The sequence below is a fragment of the Winogradskyella sp. HB-48 genome (assembly GCF_049942685.1).
In the GTDB taxonomy this organism is placed as follows: domain Bacteria; phylum Bacteroidota; class Bacteroidia; order Flavobacteriales; family Flavobacteriaceae; genus Winogradskyella.
Genome location: NZ_CP187934.1, coordinates 194,719 through 208,370, shown reverse-complemented (window position 1 = coordinate 208,370; position 13,652 = coordinate 194,719). Strand labels below are relative to the sequence as shown.

The following is a 13,652-nucleotide window of genomic DNA, read 5'->3' as shown; positions in this document are numbered from 1 at the left end:
ATAATGTTTTTAAGCGGTAAAATTAAAACCTAATCATATATTTGACATGTACTAAAATTTAGTTTTTAGTTCAATGGATTAATTAATTAATATTTGCATTATGTTATGTTGACTTAGAGACCCTAAATCTACTATCATAATAAAAAAGCAAATTAGAAAAACCGGGTTTGAGGGAACCCGGTTTTTTGTTTTTATATCTCTATTAGTTTTCTAAAGGTCAGGTTTATCCTTGGTTGCATCTGTCGTTTGGTTTTGGCAATTTGATGTAGCCAATAATGCTGCATCTCGCCTTTCATTACTAGTAAACTTCCATGTTCTAGATTAAGTTTATGACGTTCGTTTTTTAATGTTCGGTGTTTAAAATGGAATGGTCGTTCTTCACCAAAACTAACTGATGCAATTACAGGGTTTTTTCCTAGTTCATTTTCGTTATCTGCATGCCAGCCATTACTATCATTACCATCGCGATAGAGATTAATTAATAACGTGTTGAATTTTTCATCTGAGAAATCTTCAACTTTTGTCTTAATGTCTAGCAAAGTTGAGGTAAAAGGCTTTGGATGCATAGTGATATTTGAATAACTGTAGGTCTGTTTAGTATCACCAAAAAGTGCTGTTAATCTTGGTTGTTTGTAGGTTTTACCAAAAACCCTTATATCATCGTGTTGCCATTTCGTTTGATCTTTTATAATTTGAAAATAGTTGTCCGCTTCCTGTTTATTAAAAAATTCTGGAATATAGATCAGTTCAGCATTCGGCAGGATAAAATGTTGTTTCTCTTTCGAAAACAGGTCCATAGCATAATTTTTCTCTAAATTAGTACTTAGTTATGAAAAATAAAATTCTCATTTCTATAATTGCTTTGGGTCTTTTGTGCTTCGGTTTTTACCAGAAACAAGAGTTGCCAGAAGGGTTTGTGTACGTTAGGTCTGTAATACCAGATTTAGACGTAGAGCTTAAATATTGCACTGCTCATAATTTTGTTGGAGACACAATTGATGGTTACAAGTCTAATCATTTAATCTTAACAAGAGCTGCTGCTGAAAAACTAAAACTCGTACAAGATGAACTGCAAGAGCAAAATTTGTGTTTAAAAGTTTATGATGGCTACCGGCCACAACGTGCGGTGAACCATTTTGGGAGATGGGCAAAAAATCTTAATGATACAGTCAATAAAACAGAGTTTTATCCAGATGTAAAGAAACAAAACCTATTTAAAGAGGAATACATCGCATCCCGCTCTGGCCATAGTAGAGGTAGTACCGTTGATCTCACGATTATAGATGGCAATACTGGAGAGCCTTTAGATATGGGAAGCCCTTATGATTTTTTTGGTGAACAGTCTTGGGTAGAATATGACGGCATTACTGAAATACAAAAGAAGAATCGCCAATTACTACAACAAGTAATGCTTAGGCATAATTTTAGGAATTACCCAAAAGAGTGGTGGCATTTTACGTTGCGTTGGGAACCTTTTCCAAAGACTTATTTTGATTTTGAGGTGGAATAGTTAATGGTACTCCAAATAAACCCAAGCCCAATACATCAATAAAAATTGAAGTGGTATTCTTAAAATTAATATCCATTTAGGGATGCCTGCGGAAGCTTTTTCGCCAGATAACATATAAAAATGAACTAGCAGAAATACAACCAGCATTGCTATTATACCATAAATGGCAAATGCTTTAGTTTCTGAAAATAACAAAGCTACTCCTAAAACAATTTCGGCAATACCACTCAGTAGCACAAGAAATTTGTGGTTTGGCATATACCTTGGCATAATACGCATATACATTTTTGGTTTTACAAAATGCATAAGACCAGCCAAAATATACATGCCAGCCATAATGTATAGTCCTAAAGGGTTACTCATCCTTAAATGTTTTATACGTTATCCCAATTCCGTAATTATAAAGGTTTTTATCTAATAGGCTAGATTTAAAACCGTTGCCTTTATCAAACTTTACCCAATTATTGCCATTAATAAATATACGTTTTATATAGGTATTTTTACCCTCAACCATATTTGTAAAAGGTAGTAGCGGTCTAAAATTTGTTGGGATTTTTACAATGCCATCCTTAGTTTTTATTTCTTTATATTTTTTGTTAGGTAGAAGTTTTCCGTTTTTATCTGTATAACCCATAACTTGCAAAGAGACAAAAAAACCATTTTTGGGAATATAAATATCATAGTCTTCAACATTCAGCTCATAGGCATCTCCATTTTTTTCAGTAGCTCTAAAAACTATAGTTTCATAGGTGAGTGCTTTGCCTGGTTTAGCGTTGTCATTGGTATAAAATTGCACTTTAAATAAAGTTGAGAATTCCTTTTTGTCGCTATTAGCACGTTTTCTTTTGTTCCAGTCTTTAGATTCTAGTGCTATTGGAAATGTAACACTGGTTAGCTTTTGATCTTGGTCTGAAGTTCTTTCAAAAAATACAGCTATCTCAGACTCAATGGTCGGTAACCAACAGTTGTAATAATCATCATCGAGATATGGCTTTAAAGTTTCTTCTTTAAATTTTCGATTGAGATTAGTGCTAAGTATTACTTCATCTAAGGCATCTGTTTGAGGCTGTAATAACAATTGGTTGGGTAAATTCTCTGTAGCAATGTTAAGGTTTTTAAAACCAATAGCAGAAACATGTAGCGAATCTACATCTGGATATAGTTTTTTGGTGAAGAAGAACATACCATCATCATCAGCAAAAATACCTTGGCCATTTCCAAACGATATAGTGGCATAACTAACGGGAGATTGAGAAATACTATCTAAGACTTTGATTTGAGAAAAGCTGGTATAACATCCTAAAATGATAAAAAATATGGTTATATAAAATTTGGAATTCATAGATTATAAAGATGCTGAAATAAATTCAGCATGACAAATAATTAAATGAATTGTATAAAAAACGCTTCTTCCATATAACTAGGAAGAAGCGTTGATTTTCTGATTGATTGATAAGTTTTATTCCGAGTCCAAAGCTTTTTTGGTTTGGGTATAGCCCACATAAAGCCCTAATCCAGCCATTAAAAATATCATTGCAGGATATACTGCATCATCATCTAAAGCAGAGTAGGTTTCTAATAAGTGTGCAATAAAAATTCCCAGTCCAATACCCATAAGAAGAAAAGCAATATTTAAAACTACAACTTTCCAAGATGAGCCTGCACGTTTACCAATATTAAAGATACTGGCATCTGCACCTTTTTCTATCAAAGCAAGACGCTCTTTGTTTCTGGTAGAAAAGTATAAATACACCATTCCAAAGATTGCTGCAAAAAGACTAATTGGTATTAATATTTCTTCTTCCATAATGTTTGTTTTTTAATTGATTAATTTTATTTGTTTCAATGCTTATGACGACACATTAATCTTTGAGGTTACACTTTTTGAAGAAAATATTTTTTCCATTCGTTTTGTAACCTTTATTAATAGATTGTCGTCTTAAATACAGAATGACCACCAACGACGAAAACATATTAATTGCTGCTATTAAAAATGGCGATACTAAGGCTTATGCACAAATAGTAGATCGTTATAAGGATTTGGTGTACACATTAGCCTTACGTATGCTGAAACATAGAGAGGAGGCGGAGGAAGTTGCGCAAGATACATTTATAAAGGTGTTTAAGTCTTTAGATAATTTTAAAGGGGATTCAAAATTCTCTACATGGATTTATAGAGTAGCTTACAATACTTGTTTAGACACTATAAAAAAGAATAAAAAGCATTTAAATGATATAGCTATAGATGAGTTTACATTTAATGAATTAGACACTATAGATAATGCGTTGGATAACATTATTAAAGAAGAAAAAAGTGCTTTAATCAGAAATTGTATTGATAAGTTGCCTGAAGATAGTAGTGCCTTATTAACGTTATTTTACTTTGAAGAATTATCTTTAGATGAAATATCAAAAATTATAAATATTGAAGCCAATACGGTAAAAGTGAAACTCTTTAGAGCTCGAAAAAAATTAGCCGTAATTTTAGAACAGTATATTCAACCCAAAATAGCTTGAAAGATGAAAAATGAAGATAAAAGATTAGTAGATTTAGTCGATAAGTTAATGGCTGACGATAGCTTAGAAAAAGCTCCTATTAATTTTACCGATGATGTGATGTCTAAAATCGAAGCATTTTCAGAAAGTAAAGCTATAGTTTATAAACCATTAATTCCTGAGTATGTATGGTGGTTGTTGGGTTTTGGTTTTGCGGTATTGGTTGTTAATCTTAGTTTAAATAAATCGAGCGATTCATCAAGTCTTTTGGATCACTATGATTTACCGGAACTATCGTTTGATCTATTCAGTAACATATCGCTGGGTTTTTCAAGTACCTTACTGTATGCCACTGTATTGTTAGCCGTAATGGTTGCTATTCAAGTACTATTATTAAAGCAGTATTTCAATCAAAAACTGTTGTATTAATCTGGGAAATACCAAAAGGGAATCTTAGCATATACAAATCGCTGTGTATCTTGTTTTCTTATTCGTTTTCTTAAGACACTTAGTATGTGTTTCCCTTCATTAAAATTTTTAAGGCCAAGATAGGTTTCAAAGCCTGTCTGCTGTTTTTTACTCTGACCAAAAACATAGTCGTTGTCAAATTCAATAGAATCAATTTTAATAGTGAAAACCTCTTTCAAGGTCTCTATATAAGCTTTTCGCAAACTATCTCTTTTGTTCCAGGACATATCGTTAACAATAACAATATCACTATCTAAACCCCTTAATTCTTTTTCAGGTTTTAGGCCTTTGTTGAATGCAAAAATGTAATCATCAAAATCGTCATTAAAAACCAAAAACACTTTCATAAAATTGTTGGTAATTACTTTAGAAGAGATTGCAATATCTTCAATAAAGTCATCATCACTGAGTAAATCTTCATAGTTGCTATTATCTGCTATAAAACTGTTTGAGTTGATGTCTGAATTGAAATAATTTGAGGTATTATACCGTAAGCTCGTGCCAACAAGAATTAATACATAGATTGGGACAAGTGCCAAACTAATCCGTCTTCCAAACTTATTGTCTAAAAAATTGTACACTAATGGTCGGTATAAAAACGCTAATGTAATTCGGCTAAACACCCAATAAATAGGAAAATATAGTCTACTGAGCCACTTCTTTTTTTTAAGCCAACCTTGGGTTAAAAAATCAATGAAGGTAAAAAACATTCCAATCACAATAAATACAATAAGGGGTATACCTATCCATTTGCCAATGGAACCATTAATGCTTTCGTTATCCAATAACAATTTGGAGACTAATACAATGGATATAATTGTGAATGTAAATGCGAGTACGTAAAAAATCAACAAGAAGGAAATGGCAAAAATTATACTACAATAATTCTCTAACCTGGCGATGTAGCGATCAAAGGAACCAACTTTCTTTTTTAAGTAATTGGTAAATTTTGGACTATAATTTAAAGCCTCATAGTCAATATCTCCAGAAACATAGCGCAATCCCAGAGCACCAATCCAAAGACCACGCAATACCACATGAAGCAATAAGTTGAAAATTAAAATGGCACAAGATACCAGTACTACAGATAATACAATCCAGGAATAAATTTTACCATCATTCTGAGCAGCTTTAACTTCAATGTTCAAATAAGGGAAAGCAGTAAATAAACCAAATATGGCAAAACCAGAAATAAGTAACTCTAACTGCCAGCTTTCTTCCTGTAATTTTTGAAGCAGTTTTTTAAATGCAGGATTGTTATAATCTTGACTCATGGTTATTTCGTTGGTGTTAATTAAGTCTAAAGTTAACTATATTCAGTTAATTTTAATTTTTTTAATCCAAATTTGAAACCCTAGTCACTTTTCTTCGTTTTTAAAAATAAAGATGCTAACCAACTGAATGCAAGCACAACTAGAAACATTAATAACGGCCTGTAAAAAAGGTAACCAAATGGCGCAAATGCAATTGTATGATCAATATTGCAACGCCATGTTTACAGTAGCTTATAGGTATCTTAATAATGAAGAAGATGCAAAAGACGCCATGCAAGAAGGCTTTTTAAAGGCATTTGTTAATCTTGAAAATTATAATCCAGAGGCAACTTTCGGAGCTTGGTTAAAACGTATTGTAATCAATAAGTGTTTAGATGTTTTAAAGAAAAGGAAAATTGAATTCTCTAGAGTTGAGGTTTCAGAATTGCAAATAATTGATGATAATGATTGGCGTTTTGACAGTTCCCTAACCAAAAAGGACATTCTAAATGCCATAGCGCAGCTGAACGAAAAACATAAAATAGTTATAAAGCTTTACTTAATTGAAGGTTACGACCACAGCGAAATTTCAGAGATTTTAGATATACCCATAAAAACCTCTAGGACACATTTAAGACGTGGGAAATTAAAATTACAGGAACTCTTAAAACAGAAGTATAATGAAGCAAGATATTAGAGAATTTTTTAAAGACCAAGAGGATTTAAAAACACCTCCAAGAAATCATAGAAAAGAATTTTTAGATAAGTTAAAAGCACAAAATCAATCTAAAAAAGTAAGTCGGAAATGGTTAAAAGTTGTTGCTGTAGTTATAGTAGCACTAACTCTTGGTTTCACTGTACTCTACAAAAAACCAACTGAAGATGTATCGCCAATAATAGCACAAGTAGAAGCAGTAGAGGCCGAGTATCTAAAGGAGATTGATGCTGAATGGGATAATTTTATCGCGATCGCCGATGATGAGGTTTTGGTTGTTCGCTTCCGAAAAAGATTAGATGATTTGGATAAGGATTACCAGCTAATTGCAGAGCAATTTAAAGGAGATGTAAATAACATACAGGTTGTAGAGGCATTAGTAGAGAACTTACAGACGCGACTTCAAATACTAAAAGACATACAAGAACACATCAAAATTTTAAATCAAAAAAACGAACAACATGAAAAATCAATTTAAAATCTCAGTGCTGATACTCATCACATCAGCAATGAGCTATTCACAAACGCATCGCATACTCCAAAAGCACATAGATGTAGATAAGAATACATCTGTAATCTTAAATTTTGAAAATATTTATGTGGCTATTGAAGAATCTACGGATAGTAGAATACATTTTGATTATGTCATGGAATTTGATGGCTATTCAAAAAAAGAGATTCAACAAAAGATAGAAGAGATCAAAACAGAAGTCAACTATTATGACAATGTTGTAACACTCAATGCATCAAGTAAGCAGCAAGTGACGTTTGCAACCTATGAGTTTAAGGGTGATTATGGTATTTCATTTGAGGATGATCTTTTTAGTTTCAAGAAAGATTCTGTCATCAGAAAATCCAAGGATTCATTATTGGCTCAAATAAAGAATAACAACAAAGCCAATTGGTCCGAAAACCCACTAGAATATGTTAAGGGTAAGTTTAAAAAAGTTGACAAGGACGGTAACCTCTCTAATATCAGTAAGGGTAATGTAGATATAATGAGGAGTAAGTTTGTTATTAAAATACCACCTTTTGTTAAATTAAATATCAATTCCCGAAACTCCGGTTTGTATTTTAAGGACTATCTGCGCAATGAAGTTTCTGTAAGTTCAAAGCAAGGTACATTAAAGGCAAAGGCAATGACCAATCCTTATAATTTGGTTAAAGTTGATAATGCCAATTTTGAAGCAGAGTCAATCGTTGGTGGGAGCTATAACTTTAAAAACGTTAAAAATGGTAAAATAGGGAGTTTGCAAAGCGTAAAAATCAATTCTGAATTTTCTAAGATTGAAATAGGTGAAATTCAGAAACAAACTATTATCACGGATTTCAATAGTGAATATTTCTTCTACAACTGGTCTAATAACTTTGAACGATTCAATCTTTACTCTGAGTATTCAAAAATTCACTTCTTTTATCCCACACAAAATTATAGTCTTAGGGTAGTTGGTAACAATACCAAAAATCTTTTTGGCAAAAGTAAGTTCGAAGTTAATATGCAGCCTACCTCTAAGGGTGATAAACAAACCATGATGGTAAAAGAAGCCAAGACAAATATAAAATCAGAAGGTCAAATATTCTTTGATATTGTTCATGGAATAATCATCTCTTATTCTAATTCTGTTGATTAACTTATTGCTTAGATAGGAAAAAGTTTGATTAAAAAAAGCGCAAGTTGTTTAAACTTGCGCTTTCTTGGCTATTAATCCTTAGGGTAACTTAATTAATGCTATTAAGGTCGTGCAAACTTAATAGTATTATGGCAATTAAAAATTGATGTATGTTAAGAAATGATATTTAGACTATAGCTCTTTTCTTATTCTGCTGAGACTTTCCGTGGTTATACCTAAATAAGAAGCAATGTGGTAATTCTTTAAATAAGTTTCAATCTTAGGATAGGTTGTCATAAAATCTAGATAGCGTTCTTTAGCAGGTTTTGATATGCCAGTTAAAATTCTCTTTTGAAATGCAGCAAATGCTCGTTCAAGTTTAATTCTGAAAAACCGGTCTATTTTAGGTATTTCATTATATAAATACTCCTTGTCCTTTTTGTTAATTCTATAAATTATAGAATCAGTAATTGCTTCAACGGTTAATATGGCTTTGTCTTCAGAAAAGAAGGCGGTAAAATCGCTCATCCACCAATCTGCTATGCCAAATTGAATGGTATATTCTTTTCCCTGATTATCTAAATGAAAAGCTCTTAAGCAACCGTCTAATATGTAATATTGAGCATCAACTGTATCTCCTGGATGAATAAGAATCTCCCCTTTTTTGACAGTTTTTTTATGGAACACAGATTCAATGAGCTTTAATTCATCATTAGTAAAATCAAGCGCTTTAAAAATGGTTTTGATCTTAGAATTGTCTGATCGCACGGTTTTAGGGTTGGAAATCATGAAATTAAAAAAATCAAAAATAAACGGAAAGGAAAATTCGACAGTTGTAACTAAAAAAAGGTTAACAGTTAGTTTTATAAGAAAAAAACCACTTAGAATATTCCAAATGGTTTTGCATTATAAGAGATTTTGAAATCCCTGCCCGTGGCCAGACAGGGGTTCAGTATGATAAGTCAAGATTACTTAATCATCTCGTAACTGCGCTTGATAAAGTTTGTTAATTCTTCACCTTTCAATAGGCCTTGAGACAAACGTGCCAAGTCTAAACTTTGATTAATTAAGCGTTCTTGTTTTTTACGTGTTTTGGTGTTTAAAATTTCATTCACCAAATCGTGATTGGTATTGACTACCAAATTATACATTTCTGGCATATTACCCATACCAAACATGCCACCACCTGTCTGTTGCATTTCCTTCATTCTTCGCATAAACTCTGGTTGTGTAATCATAAATGGCGAAGCGTTGCTGTCCATAGCTTCTAATTGTACCATGAATTTTTCAGAAGGTACAATCTCTTTTAAAAGCTTGTCTAACTTCGTTTTTTCTTCATCAGATAATTTAGAAATTGCAGTATCCTCTTTTTTGATGAGGTTATCGATATGATCTGCATCTACACGCGCAAAAGAAATATTTTCTTTAGTTGTTTCTAACTTCTGCATTAAGTGGCTCACAATCGGCGAATCTAATAATAATACCTCGTAGCCTTTGTCTTTCGCAGCTTGGATGTAAGCGTGCTGCTCATCTTTATTAGAGGCATAAAGAATCACCATTTTATCGTCCTTATCTGTCTGCTTCGCTTTAATAACGTTTGTTAATTCTTCAAAGGTGTAGTACTTACCGTCAACTGTTGGGTACAATGCAAAAGCATCTGCTTTTTCAAAGAATTTCTCTTCAGAAAGCATTCCGTATTCAATAACAATTTTGATATCGTCCCATTTCTTTTCAAAATCTTCACGATTGTTGTTGAATAACGATTTTAACTTATCTGCTACCTTACGTGTAATGTAAGATGAGATTTTTTTAACGGCACCATCAGCCTGAAGATACGAGCGCGACACGTTTAATGGAATATCTGGCGAATCGATGACACCTCTAAGCATGGTTAAGAATTCTGGCACAATACCTTCTACGTTATCTGTAACAAATACCTGGTTTTGGTAGAGTTGAATCTTATCCTTTTGAATGTTAAGGTCGTTCGTCATCTTAGGGAAATATAAAATCCCTGTTAAGTTAAACGGATAATCTACGTTAAGGTGAATGTGAAAAAGAGGCTCTTCAAACTGCATTGGATACAGTTCTCTATAGAAGCTCTTATAATCCTTATCCTCTAAATCCGCTGGTTGTTTTGTCCAAGCTGGATTAGGATTGTTGATGATGTCATCTACTGTAATTTTTTTGTGAGGTTCGGTAGTTTCTTTCCCGTCTTTATCCTTGATTGTTTTAGGTGTAAAGTCTGGATCGTTTATTTCCTTGGTTCCGAATTTAATCGGAATAGGCATGAACTTGTTGTACTTGGTCAACAGTTCGCGAATTCTTCTTTCCTCTAAAAACTCTTCTTCACCTTCAGAAATGTGTAAAATAATTTCTGTTCCTCTATCTTTTTTGTCGGATTCCTCTAAACTAAATTCTGGTGAGCCATCGCAAGTCCAATGCACAGCAGGTGCATCTGTATGGGATTTGGTAATGATTTCTACTTTGTCTGCAACCATAAAGGCAGAGTAGAACCCAAGGCCAAAATGACCAATAATTCCAGTATCTTTTGCAGAGTCTTTGTACTTGTCTAAAAATTCCTCGGCACCAGAAAAAGCAACTTGGTTAATGTACTTTTCTACTTCTTCAGCTGTCATACCGATACCTTGGTCAATGATATGAAGCTTTTTACCTTCCTTGTCAATTTTAACCTCAATTTTTGGTTCGCCATAGTCTACTTTAGACTCACCAATTGTGGTTAAATGTTTAAGTTTTAAGGTAGCATCTGTAGCGTTGCTAATAAGTTCACGTAAGAAAATTTCGTGATCAGAGTACAAGAATTTTTTAATTAACGGAAAGATGTTCTCTACCGATACATTAATACTTCCTTTTGTCATTGTATTTTAAGTTTTATGATTTTGTCACATTGAGCGCAGTCGAAATGTATTAAAGTTTGGTTTTAAATTTGACATCGACTGCGCTCAGTCTGACAACTTATGTTATTATTATCTTCTAGCCTTTAATTAGACAAATAAAATACCAATTGAGAATATGTGACAAGATGGCATAAAAAAGCCGTTCAAACTTGAACGGCTTTAAATGGATATTGAAAGTTCTAATCTTTTATAGTATCCTCTTTTTCAATTTTTTCTTCTTTCTTAGTTTTATTCTTCACATGCTTTTCTAACCATTGATCTTGTTCCCAAAGCATATGCATTATTGACTCTTTGGCTCTATAACCATGGCTTTCTTTGGGTAACATTACTAATCTTACAGGTGCACCAAGACCTTTCAAGGCATTAAAGTAACGCTCACTTTGCAATGGATATGTACCTGAATTATTATCTGCAACTCCATGAATTAATAGTAAAGGTGTTTTCATTTTATCAGCATGCATAAAAGGAGACATATCGTAATATACCTCCGGCGCTTCCCAATAACTACGCTCCTCACTTTGAAAACCAAAAGGAGTTAATGTTCTGTTATAGGCGCCACTTCGAGCGATACCTGCAGCAAATAAATCAGAATGTGATAATAAGTTTGCTGTCATAAATGCACCATAACTATGACCACCTACAGCTACTTTATCTCTATCTATATATCCTAAAGCATCAACAGCATCTATAGCAGCTTTTCCATTTGCAACTAGCTGTGTTCTAAAAGAATCATTTGGTTCCTCTTCGCCTTCACCAACAATTGGAAATGCAGCATCATCTAAAACTACATAGCCTTTAGTTACCCAATAAATAGGTGAACCCCAATATGGATAGACAAACTCGTTAGGATTTGCGGTACTTTGCGATGCACTCGATTTATCTTTATATTCTTGAGGATAAGCCCATAAAATCATAGGATATTTTTTTCCTTCCTCATAATCTAGCGGTAAATATAGAGTTCCTTCCAAATCCAAACCATCTTCCCGTTTGTAACTAATGACGCGTTTATTCACTTCTTCAAGACTTTTAAAAGGATTTTCAAAATCAGTAATAGCAGTTAACTTATTATCCTTAATATTTCTGATATAATAATTTGGATATTCAGTTTTTGATTCTATCCTTACGAGGATTTCTCCTTTATTCATATCTAAAGCATAGTTAAGACTCTCTAGCTTATCTGTATATTCAGAACGGTAAAGACGATTGGTTTTTCCGGTTTTGATATTATATTCGTCAATAAACGGAAACTGACCTTCTTTAGAATATCCATCTCCCATTAAGTATAGTTTGTCACCATTGATGGTTAACGTGTAGCTTCCAAATTCATTTTTTGAAGTCACAAAATTTCCAGGGTCACTATAAACATCTTGATAATTTCTGTCCGTAATAACCTTGGCTTTTCCGTTGGAAGGATTAAACAGATACGTCTTTAGATTTCTAGTATTCCACCAATAATCATAGGCAATAGCATTTTTGTCATTTCCCCATTGTATTCCTGAAAAACGTTGCATTGTTTTTAAAATTTCCTTTGGTTGACTGTTGAAAGGTGCATTAAGTTCATAGACTACATCTCTATATTCTACTTCAACTTCAGGGTCGCCTTGATCTAGAGCTTCTGCCCAAACCAAAGTTGCTGGTTTGTCACCTCTCCACTGCATATTACGCTTACCCATTCTTGTTGCCATAAAGCCTGTTGGTCTCACTTCGTCTAACGGTACATCATTTACAGTTTTTACTTTTTTACCATTAGCTTCATAGATAATTCTTTCGTAAGGAAATCTACCATAAGTCACCAAATAAGAAAAAGGCCGCTTTATTTTGGTAACCATTATATATTGTCCATCTGGTGAAAAATCAATACCACGATACATATCTGCATTTAGAAAGTCTATAATTTCACCATTAATAGAAACTTTTTTTATTTCGGAACGTGCCAATTGCTCAAAATTAAATTCATCGTTAGGGGTTTTTAGTAAATCTTGATAGGTTCTATTTTGTGCTTTGGCTCCATCACTCACAGAAACTGTTGGTCCTGTAGGTACCGCAGTATCAGTATTTATAAGTTCTTTTCTGTCACTAGGTAGCATTTTTACCAAAAGATGCCTATTGTCTTTAAACCAATTAATAGTACTTCCCATATTGGCATTAACATTAGCATCGGTTAGTTTGGTTGCCCTTGCATCTGCAATGTTAAGTACCCAAACTTCCACACCTTTAGATGTAGTATTTAAACAAGCTATCATCGTTTGGTCTGGAGACCAACTAAAACCCGATAGTCTTGGATTTTTTGGTAAGCCAGAAACTTGTATGGATTCTTCGTCTTTAATTTTTTTTACCTTCAGGTTTGTGATATAATTGGTCCTGCTGCCGATATTGGTTACTGGGTTAATTCTTAAACCAGCTAGCCTTAATTCGGTTTCAGAAAGCTCTTCAATAGACTTATATTGGTTACGGTAGAGCAGTACCATATAGTCCCCTTTACTGTCAATCTGAACACCAGGAGCCAATTCCACATCAGCTAGTTCTAAAATCTCGTCTGATGGTTGTTGATAGGTTAAACTTTGCTGTGCATATCCACTTACAAATAATAGAAAAATGAATAGTTTGATTAATGACTTCATGCTTTTTTAGAATTGATTAAGGTTTTCAAGTTACTTAAAATAGATACTTATGAATGTGATGCTT

At 33.2% G+C, this 13,652-nt stretch carries 14 protein-coding genes; 6 read left to right on the top strand and 8 right to left on the bottom strand.

Annotation, left to right across the window (positions count from 1 at the left end):
• Positions 1 to 191 precede the first annotated feature (191 nt).
• The gene (locus ACPX19_RS00995) at positions 192 to 797 is read right to left on the bottom strand and encodes an alpha-ketoglutarate-dependent dioxygenase AlkB family protein (RefSeq protein WP_426430954.1); all 606 of its coding nucleotides are present in this window, start codon (positions 795 to 797) and stop codon (positions 192 to 194) included.
• Between the two features lie 32 nt (positions 798 to 829).
• Between ACPX19_RS00995 and ACPX19_RS00990 the strand changes: the two genes are divergently transcribed.
• A complete protein-coding gene (locus tag ACPX19_RS00990; protein WP_426430953.1) occupies positions 830 to 1,510 on the top strand; it encodes a M15 family metallopeptidase in 681 nt (226 codons plus the stop codon).
• On the opposite strand, the gene ACPX19_RS00985 is transcribed toward ACPX19_RS00990, so the two are convergent.
• From ACPX19_RS00985 to ACPX19_RS00975, 3 genes are all read right to left on the bottom strand, one after another.
• A complete protein-coding gene (locus ACPX19_RS00985; protein WP_426430952.1) occupies positions 1,511 to 1,873 on the bottom strand; it encodes a DoxX family protein in 363 nt (120 codons plus the stop codon). It lies immediately after the preceding gene.
• A complete protein-coding gene (locus tag ACPX19_RS00980) occupies positions 1,866 to 2,852 on the bottom strand; it encodes a hypothetical protein (protein WP_426430951.1) in 987 nt (328 codons plus the stop codon). The genes ACPX19_RS00985 and ACPX19_RS00980 overlap by 8 nt, the downstream gene beginning before the upstream one ends.
• Positions 2,853 to 2,969: 117 nt before the next feature.
• Positions 2,970 to 3,317 (bottom strand): DUF6249 domain-containing protein, encoded by a 348-nt coding sequence (locus ACPX19_RS00975; RefSeq protein ID WP_426430950.1) that lies wholly within the window; start codon positions 3,315 to 3,317, stop codon positions 2,970 to 2,972.
• Positions 3,318 to 3,460: 143 nt separating this feature from the next.
• Here ACPX19_RS00975 and ACPX19_RS00970 point away from each other — a divergent pair, with 143 nt between their 5' ends.
• Positions 3,461 to 4,027, top strand: coding sequence for an RNA polymerase sigma factor (locus ACPX19_RS00970; protein WP_426430949.1), 567 nt, complete (start codon positions 3,461 to 3,463; stop codon positions 4,025 to 4,027).
• A gap of 3 nt (positions 4,028 to 4,030) precedes the next feature.
• Positions 4,031 to 4,435: a hypothetical protein gene (locus tag ACPX19_RS00965; RefSeq protein WP_426430948.1), complete on the top strand. Its 405-nt coding sequence runs from the start codon at positions 4,031 to 4,033 to the stop codon at positions 4,433 to 4,435.
• Here ACPX19_RS00965 and ACPX19_RS00960 read toward each other — a convergent pair.
• A complete protein-coding gene (locus tag ACPX19_RS00960; RefSeq protein ID WP_426430947.1) occupies positions 4,432 to 5,748 on the bottom strand; it encodes a hypothetical protein in 1,317 nt (438 codons plus the stop codon). The two genes, ACPX19_RS00965 and ACPX19_RS00960, sit on opposite strands and share 4 nt — an antisense overlap.
• Before the next feature lie 127 nt (positions 5,749 to 5,875).
• On the opposite strand from ACPX19_RS00960, the gene ACPX19_RS00955 reads away from it, so the two are divergent.
• The 3 genes from ACPX19_RS00955 to ACPX19_RS00945 are packed head-to-tail and all read left to right on the top strand — an operon-like array spanning position 5,876 to position 8,073.
• Positions 5,876 to 6,424, top strand: coding sequence for an RNA polymerase sigma factor (locus tag ACPX19_RS00955; RefSeq protein WP_426430946.1), 549 nt, complete (start codon positions 5,876 to 5,878; stop codon positions 6,422 to 6,424).
• On the top strand, positions 6,408 to 6,920 hold the full coding sequence (locus ACPX19_RS00950; protein WP_426430945.1) for a hypothetical protein: 513 nt from the start codon (positions 6,408 to 6,410) through the stop codon (positions 6,918 to 6,920). Before ACPX19_RS00955 ends, ACPX19_RS00950 begins: the two co-directional genes overlap by 17 nt.
• On the top strand, positions 6,904 to 8,073 hold the full coding sequence (locus ACPX19_RS00945) for a hypothetical protein (protein WP_426430944.1): 1,170 nt from the start codon (positions 6,904 to 6,906) through the stop codon (positions 8,071 to 8,073). Before ACPX19_RS00950 ends, ACPX19_RS00945 begins: the two co-directional genes overlap by 17 nt.
• A gap of 171 nt (positions 8,074 to 8,244) precedes the next feature.
• Here ACPX19_RS00945 and ACPX19_RS00940 read toward each other — a convergent pair whose 3' ends face one another.
• The 3 genes from ACPX19_RS00940 to ACPX19_RS00930 all read right to left on the bottom strand — a co-directional run bounded on the left by ACPX19_RS00940 (position 8,245) and on the right by ACPX19_RS00930 (position 13,588).
• Positions 8,245 to 8,820, bottom strand: a complete 576-nt coding sequence (locus tag ACPX19_RS00940; protein ID WP_426430943.1) for a Crp/Fnr family transcriptional regulator — start codon at positions 8,818 to 8,820, stop codon at positions 8,245 to 8,247.
• Positions 8,821 to 9,020: 200 nt separating this feature from the next.
• A complete protein-coding gene (htpG, locus tag ACPX19_RS00935; protein ID WP_426430942.1) occupies positions 9,021 to 10,928 on the bottom strand; it encodes a molecular chaperone HtpG in 1,908 nt (635 codons plus the stop codon).
• Between the two features lie 218 nt (positions 10,929 to 11,146).
• A complete protein-coding gene (locus ACPX19_RS00930) occupies positions 11,147 to 13,588 on the bottom strand; it encodes an alpha/beta hydrolase family protein (protein WP_426430941.1) in 2,442 nt (813 codons plus the stop codon).
• Positions 13,589 to 13,652 lie beyond the last annotated feature (64 nt).